Annotated in this window: 22 protein-coding genes; 19 read left to right on the top strand and 3 right to left on the bottom strand. The window is 41.9% G+C overall.

What is annotated here, in order from left to right:
- Positions 1 to 9 precede the first annotated feature (9 nt).
- Entirely contained in the window at positions 10 to 282 is a 273-nt protein-coding gene (locus tag AA0Y26_RS03940; protein WP_036156024.1) for a YlbG family protein, read from the top strand.
- Here the strand turns inward: AA0Y26_RS03940 and AA0Y26_RS03945 are convergent, their stop codons facing one another.
- A complete protein-coding gene (locus tag AA0Y26_RS03945) occupies positions 283 to 672 on the bottom strand; it encodes a methylthioribose kinase (RefSeq protein WP_413365306.1) in 390 nt (129 codons plus the stop codon).
- A 56-nt stretch (positions 673 to 728) separates the two neighbouring features.
- On the opposite strand from AA0Y26_RS03945, the gene AA0Y26_RS03950 reads away from it, so the two are divergent.
- The 3 genes from AA0Y26_RS03950 to coaD are packed head-to-tail and all read left to right on the top strand — an operon-like array spanning position 729 to position 3,220.
- A complete protein-coding gene (locus AA0Y26_RS03950; RefSeq protein ID WP_413365308.1) occupies positions 729 to 2,147 on the top strand; it encodes an RNA polymerase II in 1,419 nt (472 codons plus the stop codon).
- Positions 2,107 to 2,739 carry a 16S rRNA (guanine(966)-N(2))-methyltransferase RsmD gene (rsmD, locus tag AA0Y26_RS03955; protein WP_413365310.1) on the top strand — a complete coding sequence of 211 codons (633 nt, stop codon included), beginning with the start codon at positions 2,107 to 2,109 and terminating at the stop codon, positions 2,737 to 2,739. Before AA0Y26_RS03950 ends, rsmD begins: the two co-directional genes overlap by 41 nt.
- A complete protein-coding gene (gene coaD, locus AA0Y26_RS03960; protein ID WP_413365312.1) occupies positions 2,732 to 3,220 on the top strand; it encodes a pantetheine-phosphate adenylyltransferase in 489 nt (162 codons plus the stop codon). The genes rsmD and coaD overlap by 8 nt, the downstream gene beginning before the upstream one ends.
- A 73-nt stretch (positions 3,221 to 3,293) precedes the next feature.
- Here coaD and AA0Y26_RS03965 read toward each other — a convergent pair whose 3' ends face one another.
- Positions 3,294 to 4,133 (bottom strand): hypothetical protein, encoded by an 840-nt coding sequence (locus AA0Y26_RS03965; RefSeq protein WP_413365314.1) that lies wholly within the window; start codon positions 4,131 to 4,133, stop codon positions 3,294 to 3,296.
- A 125-nt stretch (positions 4,134 to 4,258) separates the two neighbouring features.
- Between AA0Y26_RS03965 and AA0Y26_RS03970 the strand changes: the two genes are divergently transcribed.
- Positions 4,259 to 5,323, top strand: coding sequence for a SepM family pheromone-processing serine protease (locus tag AA0Y26_RS03970; protein WP_413365316.1), 1,065 nt, complete (start codon positions 4,259 to 4,261; stop codon positions 5,321 to 5,323).
- On the opposite strand, the gene AA0Y26_RS03975 is transcribed toward AA0Y26_RS03970, so the two are convergent.
- A complete protein-coding gene (locus AA0Y26_RS03975) occupies positions 5,320 to 6,519 on the bottom strand; it encodes a nucleotidyltransferase (RefSeq protein ID WP_413365318.1) in 1,200 nt (399 codons plus the stop codon). The two genes, AA0Y26_RS03970 and AA0Y26_RS03975, sit on opposite strands and share 4 nt — an antisense overlap.
- A 201-nt stretch (positions 6,520 to 6,720) precedes the next feature.
- On the opposite strand from AA0Y26_RS03975, the gene AA0Y26_RS03980 reads away from it, so the two are divergent.
- The 14 genes from AA0Y26_RS03980 (at position 6,721) to murD (ending at position 20,776) form a co-directional block, all read left to right on the top strand.
- Positions 6,721 to 7,254, top strand: a complete 534-nt coding sequence (locus AA0Y26_RS03980; protein WP_413365320.1) for a YceD family protein — start codon at positions 6,721 to 6,723, stop codon at positions 7,252 to 7,254.
- Between the two features lie 23 nt (positions 7,255 to 7,277).
- Complete coding sequence (gene rpmF / locus AA0Y26_RS03985) at positions 7,278 to 7,451, top strand: 50S ribosomal protein L32 (protein WP_036156040.1); 174 nt, start codon at positions 7,278 to 7,280, stop codon at positions 7,449 to 7,451.
- A gap of 337 nt (positions 7,452 to 7,788) precedes the next feature.
- On the top strand, positions 7,789 to 8,556 hold the full coding sequence (locus tag AA0Y26_RS03990) for an enoyl-CoA hydratase/isomerase family protein (RefSeq protein WP_413365322.1): 768 nt from the start codon (positions 7,789 to 7,791) through the stop codon (positions 8,554 to 8,556).
- A 102-nt stretch (positions 8,557 to 8,658) separates the two neighbouring features.
- Positions 8,659 to 9,054, top strand: coding sequence for a transcriptional regulator (locus AA0Y26_RS03995; RefSeq protein WP_413365323.1), 396 nt, complete (start codon positions 8,659 to 8,661; stop codon positions 9,052 to 9,054).
- A 95-nt stretch (positions 9,055 to 9,149) separates the two neighbouring features.
- A complete protein-coding gene (locus AA0Y26_RS04000; RefSeq protein WP_413365325.1) occupies positions 9,150 to 10,052 on the top strand; it encodes a ketopantoate reductase family protein in 903 nt (300 codons plus the stop codon).
- A complete protein-coding gene (locus AA0Y26_RS04005; protein ID WP_413365327.1) occupies positions 10,049 to 10,444 on the top strand; it encodes a DUF3397 domain-containing protein in 396 nt (131 codons plus the stop codon). The genes AA0Y26_RS04000 and AA0Y26_RS04005 overlap by 4 nt, the downstream gene beginning before the upstream one ends.
- A gap of 136 nt (positions 10,445 to 10,580) precedes the next feature.
- Positions 10,581 to 12,197: a bacillithiol biosynthesis cysteine-adding enzyme BshC gene (bshC, locus tag AA0Y26_RS04010; protein WP_413365329.1), complete on the top strand. Its 1,617-nt coding sequence runs from the start codon at positions 10,581 to 10,583 to the stop codon at positions 12,195 to 12,197.
- A 178-nt stretch (positions 12,198 to 12,375) separates the two neighbouring features.
- Complete coding sequence (gene mraZ / locus AA0Y26_RS04015; protein WP_413365331.1) at positions 12,376 to 12,807, top strand: division/cell wall cluster transcriptional repressor MraZ; 432 nt, start codon at positions 12,376 to 12,378, stop codon at positions 12,805 to 12,807.
- Positions 12,808 to 12,830: 23 nt separating this feature from the next.
- Entirely contained in the window at positions 12,831 to 13,781 is a 951-nt protein-coding gene (gene rsmH / locus AA0Y26_RS04020) for a 16S rRNA (cytosine(1402)-N(4))-methyltransferase RsmH (RefSeq protein ID WP_413365333.1), read from the top strand.
- Complete coding sequence (ftsL, locus tag AA0Y26_RS04025) at positions 13,782 to 14,162, top strand: cell division protein FtsL (protein WP_413365335.1); 381 nt, start codon at positions 13,782 to 13,784, stop codon at positions 14,160 to 14,162. It abuts the gene before it with no gap.
- A 38-nt stretch (positions 14,163 to 14,200) separates the two neighbouring features.
- Positions 14,201 to 16,363: a penicillin-binding protein gene (locus AA0Y26_RS04030; RefSeq protein ID WP_413365337.1), complete on the top strand. Its 2,163-nt coding sequence runs from the start codon at positions 14,201 to 14,203 to the stop codon at positions 16,361 to 16,363.
- A 91-nt stretch (positions 16,364 to 16,454) separates the two neighbouring features.
- Positions 16,455 to 18,371 carry a penicillin-binding transpeptidase domain-containing protein gene (locus AA0Y26_RS04035; RefSeq protein WP_413365338.1) on the top strand — a complete coding sequence of 639 codons (1,917 nt, stop codon included), beginning with the start codon at positions 16,455 to 16,457 and terminating at the stop codon, positions 18,369 to 18,371.
- 81 nt (positions 18,372 to 18,452) lie between these two features.
- Positions 18,453 to 19,427 carry a phospho-N-acetylmuramoyl-pentapeptide-transferase gene (mraY, locus tag AA0Y26_RS04040; RefSeq protein ID WP_413365340.1) on the top strand — a complete coding sequence of 325 codons (975 nt, stop codon included), beginning with the start codon at positions 18,453 to 18,455 and terminating at the stop codon, positions 19,425 to 19,427.
- A complete protein-coding gene (murD, locus tag AA0Y26_RS04045) occupies positions 19,424 to 20,776 on the top strand; it encodes a UDP-N-acetylmuramoyl-L-alanine--D-glutamate ligase (RefSeq protein WP_413365342.1) in 1,353 nt (450 codons plus the stop codon). Before mraY ends, murD begins: the two co-directional genes overlap by 4 nt.
- Positions 20,777 to 20,783 lie beyond the last annotated feature (7 nt).

The following is a 20,783-nucleotide window of genomic DNA, read 5'->3' on the forward strand; positions in this document are numbered from 1 at the left end:
GGATTTATCATGACAGATAGGCAAGGAATTATCGTCTATGTGCATCAATTGAAGCATGCAAAATCTTTGCGGAAATACGGCCATGTCCATTATATTTCCCGTAAAATGAAATATGTAGCCATGTATTGCAATCAAGAAGATGTCGAAACGATCAAAAATAAATTACAACGTCTTCCATTTGTGAAAGACGTTGTCGAATCATTCCGCCCATTTTTAAAAACCGAATTCGAGAATGCGAAGCCGGATAAAGCAAAGGAATATGATTATAAAATAGGGCTTTAATTAGTGCATCGGCGGGAGATAATGGCTCATGCGCAATATACCAATTAAATATTGATAAAACTGATTCGGCTCATTGAAGAAAGAGGAATGCTTGATTTCAAGCGTGGTTGCCTGCTTATTAATAGCAGATAGCGCTTCTTCAAACAAGTCGATTCGTTTGGTACGCTTGTCCTCGTTGGAAGGGATTCCTTCCCGGCATACGTAAATTGGCATGAATTTACTTTCTCCTACAGGCTGTAAAGCGACAGCAAGTGAACAAACTTTTTGTTCATTTTTATAAGATGTAAAAATGAATGCCTCATGGAAGCGTGCCTCATTCGTTTTAATAAGTTCGCATAGCTCATATACATCGCCATAGCCCTGACCAAGCTCTATGAATTGTTGAATCATACTTTGTCACGTCCTTTCCATTCAATATAGTATCATGATGCAGGAGGAACAGGCACTTGAAAATCGCAGTAAGTTTATTCACCACACTTTTAGTTGTCATTGGAGCGATGCTCTTTATGCAATACCAAGTGTATTCAGACCAGGAAATCCCAACGAATGAAGCCTATAAGTACTCGCAGGAAATCGAGATTACGTATCGAGCAGGCAGCTTGGACGTCCGACATCATTTTAAAAATTTGCCGAATGACGATCTAGAAATTGTATGGCCATCTACAGCGGTAGATTCCCAATGTTTTTTGGAGACAGAACACAGCTGTGCACGTCTGAGTGAAGATAGGACAAAGTTCAAGGCAGGAGAGAATCGTTCACAATCTATCTCTTATATTATTCCAGTAGAGGGCGGACTGACAGCCAAGAAACTAATGAAAAACGTTTTTGCCTCGCTGCAAAACGGGGACGTTCAGTTTTCAACTGTACATATCTCTACAGATAACACAGTGACAGGACAATGGGTAACAGGATTGCCGATGATTGGACAGCAGTCGCTGGCACTTGTCAATTATTCCATGTTCAGCGGCACAGGCCCTATACACGACCTATATTGGCAGCCAGAAGGCCTTGCATTACAGAAAAAAACAGATGCGCTCTCGCTTTATGCAAAGGCAGCTATTCCAGCAGATATTAATAAACTAATGGATAAGTTACCTGCATTAGGGGGGGAACATATTGCTATCATCGGTGGGACAAGTCAGAAAGAGGAAGGGTACCGCATGTTGTTCATGCCGGAATTAACTTCTGAAAACCTGACAAAAGAAGTTCTGATGAAGCAGATTGAGTCTATTTATGATTTCAGTAGTTCGCCGCTCTGGATCAAGCACACGGTTGCTATGTATTTATCAGGGGAAACATTTGGGACCCCGCGCGCCAAAGCAGTTATAGCTGAGGTGAACAGCCAAATGTCTGAGGCACAGCTTGCAGACTGGAAAAAACGCCTAAAAGAGCTGGAAGGAAGCAAAATTACTGCCTCGGTATTAGATGACCAGTTATCAGCTGTATTAGGCACCTATACTGAATATTTTTCCATGAATGTAGATACTGAGCAAACATATCCTTTCGTTTTTAACGACGGACGCGATGTCTTCGTTGGAGAAGAGGCGATGAAGGATGTGGATATCATTTTACACGAAGGGAAAATACTATATACAGCCGATACATTGCTTCAAGGGTTAGGCTATACGACGTCTTTCGGGCCAAATGGCTACTATGTAAATAGTGAAACGCGTGTATTCCGTTTCCCAGGAGCTGAACATGGCTTCTATGTCTTTAATCAGCGCCGTTATAATACGGCAGCCTCGCCCCTTTCAGTCGTAGCGGGTCATTATTATATTGAAGAGGCTTGGCTGCAGCGCTTATTTTTAGTGGATTTACAGAAAGATGAGCAGTCAATCCGTATTACTACAACAGCACAACAATAGAAAGTTTGGTGAGATTATGCGTGTTGTAGCAGGAGAGCGTAAGGGGATGCCATTAAAGGCAATCGCCGGTACGACAACAAGACCTACAACAGATAAGGTGAAGGAATCTATTTTTAATATAATAGGTCCGTTTTTCGAAGGTGGAATTGCGCTCGATTTATTCGCCGGAAGCGGTGGACTGGGGATAGAGGCATTAAGCCGTGGAGCGGATAAAGCGATTTTCGTCGAAAAGGACGGAAAAGCATTCGCTACATTACAGGAAAATATTAAAAAATGCCGCTATGAAGATTATACGGAAAGCTTCCGTACAGATGCGGTACGAGCAGTGAAGGCACTGCTCAAACGGGACATACAAATAGACTTGTTGTTTGTTGACCCTCCGTATCATAAGAAGGATTACTATGATTTAGTGGAAACACTTGTACAAGGGGGAAAAATAACAGCAAATGCAACGATTGTCTGTGAGCACTCGACAGAAATACAGCTCCCTTCAAATTACGGTGCATTTGTCTGTACTCGACAAGAAACTTACGGTAGTACAATCGTCTCGATTTACCGTAGACAAGAGGAAGAGGGAGAAAGCGTTGTCTGAAAAAATTGCAGTAGTACCAGGAAGTTTTGATCCGATTACCAACGGACATTTAGACATTATTAAACGTGCAGCTGATGTATTTGATACAGTATATGTGGCTGTACTAAATAATTCATCGAAAAATCCTTTGTTTACGGTGGAGGAACGGATTGATCTAATCGATCAGGTAACAAAGCAGTTTACGAATATTCGGATTGAGAGCTCGTCCGGTCTGTTAATTGAATACGCTCAGGAAAAAAATGCGAAAGCAATCGTCCGCGGGTTGCGTGCTGTATCTGATTTTGAATATGAGATGCAGATTACATCAATGAACCGGGTACTTGATGAAAATATTGAAACATTTTTTATCATGACAAAAAATCAATATTCTTTCTTAAGTTCAAGCATTGTCAAGGAAGTAGCGAAATACGGTGGTAATGTAAGCGAATTGGTACCTAGCGTAGTAGAGCAGGCATTGAAGGGGAAGTTTGAGACACAATAAGCTCAAAAACTGCAGTAAGATGTTTGATAAGAAATGAAAAGGCTATCCAGCTGTAATTGCTGGATAGCTTTTTTTAGATAAAGATAAGGAAATATAGAAACGGAATAGCAATGGAATAAAAGAGACGCATCCATACATATGTCGAAAGAGGGATGGAAGCAGACTTTGCAATAACGGCTACCTGTAGATGGATACTCAAGCTTTGCATTGTTAAAAACAGGACGATAACCAGGCGTAATAACTCGCCGTCCATCAACGTATGAGCCTCATGAAGGCCATTTGTCATTTCAAGAGCCGCTGCTAGGAAAAGCAGCTGACCGGACGATAGAAAGGATTCGGCCAAATTAAAGAGTACTGTATAGATAGTGGAAAAGAAAATAATGGTAGAACCGACAACTAATACAGTAGGTACGCTTTCTTTAATGCTTGACGTAAAGGCATTTGATACGGCAGACGGAGACTTTGTTTTTTTCTTATAAACAGGCAGAAAAAAAAGTAATATCAATGAAAATACATGAAGTAGAATTAAATATCGCACACTAAAAGCTGTGTCGCCGAGCAGATCTTGTCCAACAAAACCGATGACAAATAGCGGGCTTGGACAGTGGCAGATACCGAGAAGGATGGAAGCTTGTCTTTCCGATAGCTCATCTCGTTCTTTTAATTGAGCAATGATTGAGGCACCCGTAGGAAAGCCGCCAAGTGCGCTTAATATGTATATTTTTAAATAGTTGAGACGACCGCTCAATGGCATCGGTGAAGTTAATTTCAAAAGCCAGCTTGTCAATATCAAATAGGCGAGTAAATAAGGAAATAAAGAATCCATGAAAAGTGCTACACCAATATCGGCACCTTCATGAGCTACTCCAGGGAAGAGGAGCAGCAGCACCAGCAGAAGAAAACAAACAATCAATTGGAAGGTTAAAATTATAAAAATCCGCTCTTTTCAATATTTTGTCATGTAAAGTATGAAGTGCTAAACTAATATATGCACATCAATGTTTTTATTGTGTCTAACAAGCAGGGGGTTCTCGAACAGTGAAAAATAATAAATTATCTTCTTTAATAGCAATTTTTATCGGTATTATTTTGGCTGGCTTCCTAGTGCTATACCCATTAGATCTTTATATTATGAAGCCTGGGCATGCGTATACTGTTTCGGAATACGTAAATGTACAAAATGGCGATCAGGATGATGAAGGATCATTTAGTTTGATGACGGTCTCTATGTCAAAGGCAACCCCGCTAACGTATATATATGCTAATTTCAAGGACTATTATGAACTCTTATCCATGAATCAAGTTCGTCAAGAGGAAGAAGATGATGAAGAGTATAATGTACGTCAATTAAAGTTAATGACAGATTCGCAATTTAATGCGCTGTATGTCGCTTTTTCACGTGCTGATTTGGAATATCAGGTCACGTTTAAAGGTGTATATGTCCTGAACATTATTACAGGAGGAGCGGCAGATGGTCTGTTGAAGGCTGGAGATGAAATTGTAGAGATAGATGGTGAACGCATTGAAAGCCAAAAAATGCTTGCGGAGCAAATCGAAGAAAAACGGGATGCAGGACAGAAAGAAATTGAACTTGTCATCAATCGTGATGATGAGCTGCTCACAAAAAATATTAAGCTAAAAGAAATTCCGGGAAGTGAAGGCAGAGTAGGTCTTGGAATTGTGTTTACAGAAAGTAAATCGATTAAAACGGATCCAAAAGTAAGTATCCAAACAGAAAGCATCGGTGGTCCTTCTGCAGGTCTTATGTTTACCCTTGAAGTGTTAAATCAGCTTTTAGAAGAAGATTTGACGAAAGGATATACAATTGCGGGAACAGGTGAGATGCTGGAAGACGGAACAGTTGGCCGAATTGGTGGTATTGAAAAGAAAGTAGTGGCTGCAGATAAGGCAGGCATGGAAATTTTCTTTGCTCCAGACGACGAGGTAACCGAAGAGATGCGGAGTAAGTACCCTGACTATACATCTAACTATGAAGCAGCCGCAAAAACCGCAAAAGAAATCGGTACGACTATGAAAATCGTACCGGTAAAGACGGTTGACGATGCAATCGAATATTTGGAGAAGTTAGAGCCGAAAAACTAAACACGAATAGGCGGGGTTTTGATATCCTCGTCTATTTTTTTGCTGCTGAACAATTGTACACCGAGCCCGTACATGGTCGTTGCCTGGATATCAATTGCCAGCATTTCATCCTTGATAGAAGCAACTCTGCTGATGAGAGGGAGTTCAAATTCCTTTTTGTTTATTGACAAGTAACGCTGTCCCGCTTCTGTCATTCCGAGTAAACGAATATAAGAGGGAGAGGTAAAGGCCTGCAACTGTGCTTTTGTACTCCCTGTATAAATATGGGAAAGCATGCGCTGCAACCTTGTCCATGTGTAGCGTTTAGATTTTAGGTTTGTCATAAATTCTTGGTATGTGTTACTTGTCTTAGCATGTTTAATGAGTGCATTTTCAAGTCCTTCCTGCACATCTGCATAGGCAGTCAACTGTTCAGGCGTATGGCGAAGAATGGCGTATTTTAAAAGCGGCCATAACTTCTCCCAACTCATAAATGCTCCATGAGTAGTCAGCCATTCATGAAGTAGCATATAAGAAGTTTGAGGAAGAAATTGCTCAACTTCCTGCCCCTCAGACAGGGCTTTCCGAATGCCGGTAGCACTGGCGATATGTTTAGTATGGTCTGCATCCTCGTGATAGCCAGCTTCGATGCGCTGAATCGTAACGGGCTGTATAGAGCTTTTTAATGAATGGGCAGCCTCTATATAGTGAAATCCCAAAATATTATTCGGTTGTGATAAATCAATGTAGTTGTCCGGGTAAACTTTTGTCAATTCTTCATACGCTTGATACAGTGCCTGAGGGTAGCTGACGCCTGTTTTCATGGCCTGTTGAATGGATTTATTATATTGCTGGCGATTTGATTCAATTAATAGAAAAGTGTTGAGAAAGGGCTTAATTGTCCCTTGCTCGCTTCCAAAAGCGAATGAGGAACATTTTATGGCATCGAGAAGCGTAATGGCGCCTCGCGCAAATTCACCTGCGAGAGCTGTACTATAAATATATGGCAGCTCAATAACGAGATCTACTCCACCTGCCAAGGCCATTTTTGTACGTGTCCATTTATCCACAAGGGCAGGCTCTCCACGCTGTAAAAACTGACCGCTCATGACGGCTACAGCTATTTCAGCCCCTGTTTGACGTTTTGCTTCTTGTACATGGTGGAAATGTCCATTATGAAAGGGATTATATTCTACTACAAGTCCGACTGCTTGCAAATCCATGCACCTCCCTGTAAAATTAAACTTTATGCAAAGCAATTATTCACCAGTCTATTTTACATGAATTTGGCGCGAATAATTAGAAAACATAAATTAATACTGATTATACGGGCGTTTTTTAGTAGTGACAAGAAATTATCTTGACATCTATTTTTGTTAGCTATATAATCAACATTGTTGTCTCGAGGTGATTAACGAATGAAATGGTCAATTCATCAATTATCGAAGTATCGCCAAAATGGGATGCCTATTGATGCAGAAGTGCAATTGGATGAAGTGATGAAGCGCAACAGCGACATTCGCGACATTTCACCCGTTCATGTAAAAGGGCTTTGTACTTTTGGTGCATCGCAAATGACTTGTCAATTTACGCTTGAAGCAACACTTACGCTTCCATGTGCACGCACATGGGAAGATGTTGAATATCCGATCAAAGTCGATACGGTTGAAATATTCAGCTGGATCGATGAAGATAAGCGCGGAGATGAAGGTGGCGACATCCATTATATAGATGGTGAAGTTATCGATCTGAAGCCAGTGCTGGAGGAATTAATTCTTCTGGAAATCCCGATGCAAGTATTCAAAGAGAATACCGAAGGACAAGTGCAAGGCGGGAAAGACTGGTCTTATTCAACGGATGAAGAAGTGTTGGCGAAACGTGAAGCTGACGAACCAAAATTGGATCCAAGACTGGCTGCTTTAGCTAAGTATTTTGATCAAACAGATGAATAGAGTATCTGTAAGGAGGTGCCATAATGGCTGTACCATTTAGAAGAACTTCTAAAACTGCAAAAAGAAAGCGTCGTACGCATTTCAAATTATCTGTACCTGGTATGGTAGCTTGCCCAAACTGTGGTGAAGCGAAACTTGCTCACCGTGTTTGCAAAGCTTGCGGACACTACAAAGGTAAAGAAGTAGTAGCAAAATAATTCAGTATTTTGCGCTTATAAAGGCGATATAAGAGGCCATGGCTCTTATATCGCCTTTTTATATGGACCAATAGGATGCTGGTCGCAAACTTATAGCTGCAGAAGTATTTGTGACGGGCAATCGCGGGACATATTCTTTTCTGGTTCGTGGCGTTTATGGAGTTTTTCCTTCCCTCTCCATTTTATTCTTTTCACCCTACTGCCTCTGTTAAATAATATAAAATCCCCGTTGCTCAAATATCGTGAATATTCGAATAGCTCTCTTGTCAAATGTTTTTAGGTCCGATACTATTAAAATAAGGTTTTATAGCAGGATAATATCGAAGGGGATGGCGTGGTGGCTTATTTAATCGACAAAAAAGATGGTATTTTGACATTTACAATTAACCGTGAAGAAAAGCGAAATGCAGTAAATGATGAAGTGATGGATGGGTTACAAGAAGTTATTACATATGTAAAAGAACATGATGATGTACGCTTCCTAGTTATAACGGGAGCGGGAGACAAATCTTTCTGCTCGGGCGGAGATCTTTCAGTTTTCCATGCGCTTGAGACAGAGGATCAGGCATTCGGTATGTTAAGTAAGATGGCAGACATTCTCTATGAGCTGGCAATACTTCGAGTTCCAACGATTGCCCTAATCAATGGAACGGCAGTAGGTGGAGGTTGCGAGATTGCCACAGCCTGCGACTTCCGTTTGATGGCTTCTCATGCAAAAGCAGGATTTATTCAAGGTACGCTAGCTATTACATCCGGCTGGGGAGGCGGTACATACTTGTTTGAACGGGGATTGCGTCATGACCGCGCTTTGAAAATGCTCGTTGATGCGAAACCATATGATGCGCAAACACTCTATGAGATTGGCTGGGCAATGCGGGTGTATTTTGAAGGTACGAAGGAAGAGGCGCTCAATGATTTTATTGAACATATGAGTAAAATTCATCCATCAGTTCATCAAGCCTATAAAGAGATTGAGCTGCGCAAATGGCGTGAACGTAATATGTATGAACGAGTGATGGAAGAGGTGCGCACATGCGCGAAACTTTGGGAAAGCGAAGCCCATCATGAGGCGGTTAATAGCTTTTTAACAAAATCAAAAAAATAGCCTGACTAGATGGATTGTCTCTAAAAAGAATAAGACAATCCATTTTTTTATTCTAATTTTAAGTGGCTTGCATATAGTAGTAAAAAATGCGAGGTGAACAAATTGGGAGAAAAAAGACGTAAAGATCAATGGACAACTGCCGATGATGAAAAACTAGCAGAAATTGTGATTGGGTTTGTCCAAAATGGAAAGACGCAATTAGAGGCATTTTCACATGCTGCAGAGGTGCTTGGAAGAACCAAACAGGCATGCGGCTTTAGATGGAATAAAACACTTCGGCTGCAATACGGCCATGTGCTGGATAATGTACGCAAGCGCCCGAAACAGATGATGCGCAGCCATTTAAAACTGGCATTGACTAATTTTGAAGAACTGACGGAAGCGTACAATTCACTTGATTTGAGATACCGGGAACTGCAGTCAGAGTATGACCGTGTCATTAAATGGCTGCATCAGGGAGCAAACTTTCTAAGTAGAGAACACGAGCATTTGAAATAAAAGGCGCATGTCTCGAAATTGAATGATTTTTCCTTTATAATAAACTGAGGTCTGTCATAATGACAGGCCTTTTCATACGTTTAGGAGGTGGGACGATGACCATTCAAATTATTGGCGGCGGGTCTGTCGGGTTATTATTAGCAAGCTTTTTTGCAGAGAAAGGATTTGCTGTTAATATAATTTCCACGCGTGCTGAGCAACGTGAAGGTATAGATACATATGGACTTATCCGGCAAGATAACAAAACAGAAAAACAGAAGTTTGCGGTAACGGCTAAAGACCGTATTGCAGAGGAAACAGATCTGCTTGTTATAGCGGTGAAGTATAATGGACTTACGCAGCTTTACCCGCTGCTTAGCGAATTGCCTGCGTCTATACCCCTGTTATTCGTACAAAATGGTTTGGCGCATTATGAAGAGGCGTTAAGCCTGCCTCAACATCATATAGCATTCGGCAGCGCCCAATTTGGAGCGCAGAGAGAAAATGATTATACTGTCATCCATAGAGGTATCGGAATGATGAAGCTGGCGATAGGTCGTGGTGATAGAGAAAAGTTTGCCTCAGTAATGGCATTGGATAGTGAAATAATGCCGGTCTCTTATGAAGAAGATGCAGAAAAAATGCTGCTGGAAAAAGCTCTATTAAACTGTTTTATTAATCCGTTGACTGCTATTTTAAAAGTGAAAAATGGAGAACTGCTGACAAATCAGCATGCCTATTCATTACTGGAAACATTATATGAGGAGCTGATGGCAGCCTTTCCGGATATGCGCGCCCAGTTTCCATTTGAGGGAGTGAAGAGGCTGTGCGAGAAAACAGCAGCAAATACATCATCTATGTTGGCGGATCGGTTGGCAGGACGCAAGACGGAAGTGGATACAATTGTAGGGGCCATTATAAAGAAGGCAGCAGTTAATGGACGGCAGCTTCCAACTTTACATACATTATACGAATTGATCAAAGCGGCAGAACAATTAGAGAGTGGTGATAAGGTGTGAAAACATTCATTGAAATAGTGGGTGGTGTAATTCTTATTTGCCCGCTGATTGTCCTAATATTGACTTATATGATCTGTAGAAAAATGCGTATAAAGAAAATGTATGCTGTCGGGTTCGCGGCCGATATCACTACCTTTATTCTCTTTTTCTCGGTGCCTCTTGCTTTTAAAAGTATTTGGGAAGTGCCGTTTTCTTTATATATTATCAGTATTGCATTGCTGATTGCCCTTGGGCTGACATTTATTGATTGGCGTACTAAGAAGGAAATTGATGTCCCGATTTTACTGAAAAAGATATGGCGCATTTATTTTATTTTGTTGAGCATTTTATATATAAGTGCGTGGCTGATAGGTCTTTCGGTGAACATTGTGGAATATCTTAAGAGTGCTTAGAGCAAAAAATTTTTCGTGGGCGCATAAAACAGATACAATAATACATATTCGAAAGTGAAAATATACTACCATAGTAAACAAAACCGTTATACGATAGAACTACATAGTCAGGTTAGAAAGTAGAGGCGTTTATTTCATGAAGCTGGAGCAAATTTCAATACCAGTGCATAATAGAGTGTTGGCAGATTACTGGAAGGGAAATGCTGATATTCATTCTTTTTTTACGTATCCTTATGAGCAGGAGTCGTTTGTAAAACGTGCAAAATCAGTGCAGAAGCGAGAGTATAAGCGAGAGTCCCTAGTGCAGGTGATACGAACTTATATGGAGCGTTTTGGTGTATCTGAACAGACGGCTAAGCATTTGGAAGAGTTAGAAGCGGGTGCTCTGGCAATTGTCGGAGGGCAGCAGGCAGGTGTGTTTACTGGGCCGCTATACTCTGTCTATAAAGCAATAACGGTTATTTTACTTGCAAATGAACAGCGCCAAGCATTAGGGACGCCGGTAGTGCCGGTTTTCTGGATTGCGGGAGAAGATCATGACCTAGATGAAATTAACCATACATTTACGATCGTCAATGGCAGTGTAAAAAAACGCAGCTACAGTAAACGCTCTAATAAAAAGACAATGGCCTCCACTACGTCCATTGATCATGATGCCCTAGAACAATTAATTCAGACGGTATTTAAAGATTACGGAGAAACCAGCTATACGGAAGCGCTGCTGAAGGAAGTGCTGGAAGCGAGCCGGGTGAGTGAGACATTTACGGATTTCTTCACCGGATTAATGAATCGCCTATTTGCCAATTATGGTTTACTGATGATTGATGCAGCATACGGTCCATTCCGCCAATTTGAAAGTGAGTATTTTGAACGGTTAATTGAACATAGTGAAGAAATTGCCCGGGCTGTATCCATCCAAGAAAAAGCTTTAGAAAAAGCGGGCTACGGAAAGCCAATCGAAGCAGCGGAGAATAACGCCAACCTCTTCTTCGTAAAAGAGGGAGAACGCTTCTTGCTGGAGCGAAAAGAGGGAGAGTTTATCAATGTATCCGCCCCTGTAAGGCTTACAAAGGAAGAGCTATTGCAGACGGCAAGGCGCTCACCTGAAAAGTTGAGCAACAATGTAGTGACCCGTCCGTTAATGCAGGAAATGACATTGCCTGTACTGGCCTTTGTAGGAGGGCCCGGAGAGCTTGCGTATTGGGCAACATTAAAGCCGGCTTTTGGTATATTGGATTTGGAAATGCCGATTTTCGCACCGCGTCTCAATGTTTCGATAGCGACTCGGAAAATTCAGCCGTTATTGGAACGCCATCAATTGATGTTTGAGGATGTTCTAGAAGGAAAGGCAGAGACGAAAAAAGAACAATTTATTGCTGATATTCAAGACAAAGAGGCACTCGCTCAGATGGACGCGATGCAAGAATCACTTTTCATGCAATATGAAGTTCTTTCTGCTCATCTTCTTCAAAATGACTTCAAGCTAGAGCAGATTCTTGAAAAAAACAAAGCTTTCCATCACAAACAGTTAGCTTATCTGAAAGAAAAAATTAAAGAACAAACATCACAAAAGCACAGTACGATCATTCGTCAATTTGAAATGATCAATGCCGAGTTTCTCCCGAACGGTGCTTTGCAGGAGCGGGTCTATAACCCATATCAATATTTAAATCAATATGGCCCTACATTTGTAGATGAATTATTGAAGCTGCCATTGGTAGTGGGGCCCCAGCATTTTTTAGTAAAATATTAGTAGGAAGAAGTCGTCTCTAACCCGAGTCGACTTCTTTTTTTATGACTATTTTATTATTACCGAGTAAAGGAATAAGGACAAAACTCCTAAATCCCTTTAATGACGCGGTAAAAGCGGGATTTTAGTGGTAGAAAGTGGGGCGATGTGGTACATTATTATCTAAAGTGGGGTGAGTAGCATGTTCATGGGAGAATATCAGCATTCCGTTGATACCAAGGGACGGCTCATCATACCGGCGAAATTTCGAGAGCGTCTAACTGATACTTTCGTAATTACACGCGGGCTTGATAACTGTCTTTTCGGCTACCCTATGGATGAATGGCGAAAACTCGAGGAAAAATTAAAAGGACTTTCGACGACGAAAAAAGATACACGTGCATTTGTACGATTCTTCTTTTCAGGAGCAACTGAAGTAGAAATAGACAAGCAGGGTCGCATAAATCTTCCAAGCATACTCCTTTCACATGCAAATATTACTAAGGAATGTGTAATTATCGGGGTGGCGACAAGGATAGAAATATGGGCGAAGGAAGCTTGGGAAGATTACTTTAAGGAATCTGAAGAATCCTTTAATGAAATTGCAGAAAATATGATAGGGTTTGATTTTTAATAGAGCCCAAAGGAGTAAGTTTTATGTTTGATCATACAACCGTGTTATTAAGGGAAACCGTTGATGGGTTAAACATCCATCCGGACGGCATTTATGTCGACTGCACATTAGGTGGGGCAGGACATAGTGAGTATTTAGTAAAGCAGCTATCCTCAAAAGGACGCCTGATTTGCTTTGATCAAGACACTGTTGCGATCCAAAATGCGAAAGTCCGCCTGGCAGATTATCTGGATCGTGTGACATTTGTACATTCCAATTTTCGATATATAAAAGAAGAGCTATATAAACTAGGGATAGAGAGCGTAGACGGGATTTTATATGACCTTGGGGTTTCTTCCCCTCAGTTAGACACACCCGAGCGCGGGTTTAGTTATCACCATGACGCACCATTGGACATGCGTATGGACCAGACAGCTGAGCTGACGGCATTTCATGTGGTGAATGAATGGGCATATGAAGATTTGGTCCGCATTTTCTTCCGTTACGGAGAAGAAAAATTTTCAAAGCAGGTGGCCCGTAAAATAGAAGAGGCACGTAAAAAAACGTCTATTGAAACAACTGGGCAATTAGTAGATTTGATTAAAGAAGGCATACCAGCAGCTGCGCGCCGTAAAGGTGGACATCCCGCAAAACGCATATTCCAGGCGATTCGTATTGCAGTAAATGATGAGCTTGGAGCGGCGGAAGATTCACTGGTAGATGCGATTGATTTATTGAAGGTTGGCGGACGCATTAGTGTCATTACCTTCCATTCACTAGAAGATCGTTTATGTAAAACATTATTTAAGGAAGCGTCGTCTATTCCGGATCTTCCTCCTGGTTTACCTATCATTCCAGAAGATATGAAGCCAACATTAAAGTTGATTACAAGAAAACCGATTTTACCGTCAGATGAGGAGTTAGAAGAGAACAATCGTTCACGCTCAGCAAAATTAAGAATCGCTGAAAAAATAAACGATAAAGGACGTGTTTAAATGGCAGTTCGAGTTAGACAACAATCATATATCCCGCAACCGCCAATGCCGGAACAGCCGCAGCATCAACCGTCACCTCAGAAACAGAAAAAAGCTGGCAGACAGCCGCTGATTACCGGGAAGGAAAAAGTACTATATATAACATTTATCATGGCCGTTGCTTTATTTGCAGTCTCACTATTACATACACAGGGACAAATCCAAACAACGACAATGGAAGTTCAAAAAATAGAATCAGAAGTACAAGAAATAGCGAAACAAAACGAAGACTTAAAGGTGCAAGTAAGTGAATTATCAACATATGAGCGCATTTGGGAGAAGGCGAAAGAGCTGGGCCTGACATTGAATGAAAAAAATGTAAAGGTTGTGCCAGGCGAATGAAGAAGCTCAAGTTTCGTTTTCAAATAGGAGCCTTTCTAATGTTTTTACTATATGGAGGGCTCTTTTTCCTATTGTTTTGGCGATTCTTCTATATTCAATCAAGCGGGGAAATGCATGGGTATAATTTGCAGGCTGAAGCAGCTAACAAATATTCACGAGAAACTGTCTTGTCAGCGAACAGGGGCCGCATATTAGATCGCAGCGAAAATGTGATTGCAGAGGATACGATGAGCTACCGGTTAGTGGCAATTGTCCGTGAATCGGCTACTGAGAATCCTAAAAATCCTCGGCACGTTGTAGACGCGAGAGAAACAGCCCGTGTTTTAGCCCAATATATTAATTGGGACGAAGAGAAAATTTATGAACAGCTAACATCAAAAAAAGATCGGTATCAAGTAGAGTTTGGTGCTGCCGGCCGCAGCCTCAGTCATGAAGTGAAAGAAGCAATCGAGGAACATGAGCTCCCAGGGATTGTCTTTGTGAATGATAAAAAGAGGTATTATCCAAATGGCTCCTTTGCCTCTCATCTCATTGGGTATGCAGTAAAGGAAGAACAAGAGGATGGATCTTTTAAAACGGTAGGTCGTATGGGCCTTGAGTCCATATATGACAAAGAATTAACAGGCCAGGACGGCAAGGTTGCTTATGACAGTGATGTCTTTGGCTATTTGCTGCCGAGCACCGAAAAAATGGTGGAACCTGCAAAGGACGGAAGCGACATTTATTTGACGCTTGATAAGACAATCCAGAACTTTTTAGAAGATGCCATGAAACGTGTAGAGGAAGAATACAATCCAGAGTCAATGACCGCAGTAGTAGCAGATCCAAAGACAGGGGAAATTTTAGCAATGTCACAGCGCCCTACGTTTGATCCTGATACAAGGGAAGGATTAGAAAGCAGCTGGCTAAATGCAGTTGTGGAAGACGTAATAGAGCCTGGTTCTACGATGAAGACATTTACCCTCGCTGCAGCAATCGACTCGGGCAATTGGCATCCAAATGCTAAATACCAATCTGGAAAGTATAAAATATATGACCGTATAATTCGTGACGCAAATGATGGAAGAGGCTGGGGGGAAATCACTTATTTAGAAGGAATTCAGCACTCATCTAATACGGCGATGGCCTATCAGTTGAAAATCATGGGCAGCGATACATTTATCGAATACTTAGATCGTTTCGGTTTTGGTGAAAAAACCGGTATCAATCTGCCAAATGAAGCAACAGGCACTATTTTGAAAAAAAATCCGGTCGATCTCGTGACAACGGCGTTTGGACAAGGCTCAACCGTCACTCCTCTTCAATTAATCCAGGGGATGACAGCTATTGCAAACGACGGGAAGATGATGCAGCCGTATGTCATCGATAAAATTGTCGACCCGAATACAGGGAAAGTACTGCTGGATGAAGAGCCGAAAGTAAAAGGGGAGCCTGTAACAGCCGATACCGCCAAGCAGGTTCGTGAGATTTTGGCTTCTACCGTAACGGCTGAGGCTGGGACAGCCAAACGTTACCAGATTGATGGCTATGAGGTAGCCGGGAAGACGGGTACTGCCCAAATTCCAAAAGAGACTGGCTCCGGCTATTACTGGGGCGACCACCAATATATTTATTCTTTCCTAGGTATGGTACCGGCGGATGACCCGCAGCTTATTATGTATGTAGCGGTGAAAAAGCCGAAGATGAGCGATACGATTTCAGGGTCAGAACCGGTATCCGAAGTATTTAACTCCGTCATGGAAAACAGCTTGAAATATTTAAACATCAATCCTAATAATACCGCAGAGGTAGAAATGGAAAAAGTAGGCGAGCTAGTAGGCGGTCAGGCAGAATCGGCCCAGGTGGAACTGACGAATGATGGATTTACGCCGATTGTTATTGGCGAAGGCGGGACAATCACCGAGCAGTATCCCAAAAAAGGTACGCCGCTATCAAAAGGAAGCATCGTGTTTTTAAAAACCGATGGAACTGTTACCCTTCCATCATTTACAGGCTGGTCATTACGAAATATGCTCGTATATAAAACGATGTCTGGTTTACCGCTTGAGATTGTTGGAGAAGGCTATGTCTATAGCCAAAGCGCCTCACCTAATACGCCGATTGGAGATTCTTCGCCGATTGTCGTAAAACTAAGAACACCGGAGGAAAGCTTCCAGACAGTAGAAACAAATGAAGGTGATGAAGAGCTGCCGCAGGATTAATTTGAATCTATGTAACGTGAATAACTTGGCAAGTAGAATACACGCTCCATTTATAACATAGGCTGATATTAAAAACGGAGCGTGTTGTCAAATGAAATGGATTTTTAAACAAGCCCAAGGGCGTTTAAAAATCATTATTATTTGTTTTGTATTGTATGGTCTTGCGATAATGATCAGATTATTTTATGTACAGATTGTTCAACATGAAGAATTAACAGAATTGGCAAAGGCCAATTGGGATAGGGAAATTCCGTTTCAGGAAGAGAGAGGGGATATTACCGATCGTCATGGCGAAGCAATTGTGACAAATAAACTGGCTCCGACACTTTATTTTATGAAGGCCCAAAATGAAAATGTCGAGGAGGTCGCGGACCAGTTATGGTCAGTCTTGCAGACAGATCGGGAAAAACTGCTGGAAAAGCTGTCAAAGCGTGCGTATTTAACGAAGCTTGCGCCTGAAGGAAAAAATATTACGGCAGAGCAAGCAGAAAAAGTACAGCAGATGCAGATTGATGGTCTATACAGTGGAGTGGATTATGTGCGCCATTATCCATATGGTACATTATTGTCCCGTTTGCTAGGGTTTACAGGCTACGATTCACAAGGACTAGCAGGCATTGAGTATGAATATAATGATGTATTGACCGGCGACGCTTCTGCTATTCGTCTGTTTACAGACGCTAAAGGAAATGCAATGAGGCAAACGCCTGATGAATGGCGTCAGGGAGAAGGGGGATCCACAATCGAGTTGACAGTGGATATTAAACTGCAGCAGGTTGTGGAGCGTGAGTTAGCACAGGCGATGGAAAAGTATAATGCAGAGCAAGCATTAGCCCTCGCGATGAATCCTAAAACAGGTGAAATTTTAGCCATCTCCTCCTATCCAACATATGATCCTACTGACTATCAAAAGGTAGATCAATCTATTTACAACCGAAACTTGCCAGTCTTTATGACATTTGAGCCTGGATCGACATTCAAGATTATCACGTTGAGTGCAGCAATCGAGGAAGACGTAGTTGATTTAGAGAATGAAAGCTTTCATGACCAAGGTTTTACAATGGTTGAGGGGGCCCGGCTGCGATGCTGGAAGCGTGAGGGGCATGGCCACCAGACATTTTTAGAAGTTGTAGAGAACTCCTGTAACCCGGGCTTCATTGAAATGGGAAATCGAATCGGCTCTGATAAGCTGCTTGACTACATTCATAAATTTGGATTCGGGGAAAAAACAGGCTCTAACCTTGCAGGAGAAGCAAGCGGTATTCTTTTTTCTAAGGAAGGTTTTGGTCCGGTAGAAAGTGCGACCACCGCCTTTGGGCAAGGGGTGTCAGTAACACCGATCCAGCAGGTACAAGCGGTGGCAGCTGCCATTAATGGAGGAACCTTATATACCCCTTATATTATCTCGAGGGTAGTTGGGTCCAACGGAAAAGTGCTGGTGGACAATAAGCCGGCAGCTAAGCGTCAGGTCATTAGTGAAGAAACATCGAAAAAAGTAAGAGAGGCATTGGAATCGGTTGTCGCGAATGGTTCCGGTAAACGTGCATACCGCGATGGACTAAGAATCGGCGGTAAGACAGGAACAGCTCAAAAGGTAGAAAATGGTCGTTACAAAGACGGCGAATATATAGTATCATTTATCGGGTTTGCACCGGCCAACGATCCAGAGCTGCTTGTGTATGTGGCAGTCGATTCACCGAAAGCCCAAACATCGATATTTGGCAGTACCGTTACGGCGCCGATTGTCGGACAGATTATTGAAGAAGGAGCCTCCATTTTAGATTTGCCATACTCCTCTGATCAACTTCCGAAAAAATACGCGTGGGGAGATGAAATTACAGAGGCTATGCCGGATTTTATCGGGCAGAAAAGAGAAGAAATGATGGAGCAACAATACACTTATAGAATAGAATGGCATGGTGAGGGTGAGAAGATCATCGACCAATTGCCTGTAGCAGGAAAACAGATCGGGCAAGATGAAATCATTCACCTGTATTTAGGGAACTAATCCTTTCAAAATGACAGTAAAACAACTATTATAGTGAAGGATGTTTATACATTTAATAGGACAGTTTAAAGGAGATTTTTTATGACATTGGCAACAACGGTGACGATTTTAGCTGCATCATTCATCCTGACCGTTATTTTGGCGCCGGCCGGCATTCCGATGCTGCGTCGTTTAAAGTTTGGTCAGAGTATTCGTGAGGAAGGTCCGCAGTCACATATGAAGAAGGCTGGAACACCTACAATGGGAGGTATTCTTTTCTTACTATCCATTATTGTGACGACGATTATCTGCGGACTTTTATTTGATGTATTTACTACACAGACAGTTGTTTTACTACTTGTTTTTGTAGGGTTCGGCATCATCGGATTTTTGGATGACGGTATCAAGGTTATTTTTAAACGCAATCTAGGACTGACGTCATTACAAAAGTTAATCGGACAAATCGTCATTGCAATAGCGGCATTTTTATTACTACGTTTAGGGACATTTGATACGGCGATTGCCATTCCATTTACAGAATGGCAGTTTGATCTAGGTGTGTTGTACATCGGCTTCCTAATTTTTTGGCTTGTCGGCTTCTCTAATGCAGTGAATCTGACAGATGGGTTGGACGGTCTAGTTGCAGGAACAGCTTCTATCGCATTTGCGGCTTTTGGTGTGCTGGCTCTATTCAATGAGCAGGCAGATATCGCTTTATTTGCCTTTGCTGTAACAGGGGCCCTTCTTGGTTTCCTGATTTTTAATGCTAATCCGGCAAAAGTCTTTATGGGAGATACAGGCTCTCTTGCATTAGGGGGGGCACTGGCAATGCTGTCTGTGCTAGTAAAGCAGGAGCTTCTATTACTGTTGATTGGTCTTGTGTTTGTAATCGAGACACTTTCAGTAATTTTACAGGTAGGCAGCTTTAAGCTTCGAAAAAAACGGATATTTAAAATGAGCCCGATTCATCACCATTTTGAACTTTCAGGATGGTCTGAATGGAAAGTTGTCCTTGTATTTTGGTCTACGGGTCTCATTATGGCATTAATTGCAGTCTTATCGGAGGCGTTATTATGAGGGAATATACAGCATTACAACATAAAAAAGTATTGGTATTAGGTCTGGCAAAAAGTGGAGTTGCCGCTGCAGAGCTTCTCCATGAGCTTGGAGCATTCGTGACGGTAAATGATGCAAAACCTTTTGATGCCAATCCAGAAGCACAGGATCTGTTAACAAAAGGCATCACAGTCATCTGTGGTCGACATCCTGAAGATTTGTTAGATGAGGGCTTTGAGCTGGTTGTGAAGAATCCGGGTATTCCATATAGCAACCCGATCATTAGCGATGCTCTTCATCGTGAAATTCCAGTAATTACTGAAATGGAACTTGCCTATCTAGTTAGTGAGGCACCGTTTATCGGTATTACCGGAACAAATGGTAAAACAACAACAACTACATTGATTTTCGAAATGCTTGCTGCGGGTAATCGCAATCCGTTAATTGCGGGTAATATCGGAACAGTGGCTTGTAGGGTAGCAAAGGAAGCTGCTCCCGATCAGGTGATCGTAACGGAGTTATCTTCATTCCAATTAATGGGTACACGCGAATTTAAGCCGCGTATTGCTATTTTGACAAACCTATATGATGCGCATTTGGATTATCATGGTACGTTTGAAGCGTATGCAAACGCAAAATTTGGCGTAACACGTAATCAAACGGAAGAAGATTATTTCATCTATAATAATGACCAGGAAGTTGTTCGTAGCTATGCAGAAAAGTCCAAGGCACAAAAAGTTCCGTTTACAACAAATGGCCGGGCTGAGATAGGCATCAGTGCAGATACGCAAGCTATCTATTGGCAAGGTGAGCGTATTTTGAACCGGGATGAAATTGCTCTTCCAGGTACGCATAATCTTGAAAACATTTTATGTGCTGTTGCCGCATGTTTATTGTCTGGCTGTGAGTTAAAAGCTATAAAAGAAGTGCTTGCTACATTTGCTGGCGTCCGGCACCGTTCTCAATTTGTACGGGAATGGAAAGGACGCAAGATATACAATGATTCGAAGGCGACGAACTGCCTGGCGACAAAGAGTGCCCTTGAAGCATTCGACAAGCCAATCGTTCTATTGGCGGGCGGATTAGACAGAGGTCATTCGCTTGAAGAGCTGCGCGAAGCGATGGTGAATGTGAAAGCAGTGGTAGCATTTGGTGAAACTGGATCACGTTTCATAGATTTCGCGAAGTCATGCGGGGTAAAAGAAACAGTGGCTGCTACGAATGTAGAAGATGCCGTTGTGTATGCGGCAAAGCTTTCGGCAGAAGGTGATATCATTTTACTATCGCCTGCATGTGCGAGCTGGGATCAATACGATAGTTTCGAAATTCGAGGCGATGTGTTTATTGATTGTGCTATGAAGTTGTCTTAATACGGTA

Origin of the sequence: Lysinibacillus canaveralius (assembly GCF_047301505.1) — a bacterium.
Classification (GTDB): Bacteria; Bacillota; Bacilli; order Bacillales_A; family Planococcaceae; genus Lysinibacillus_B.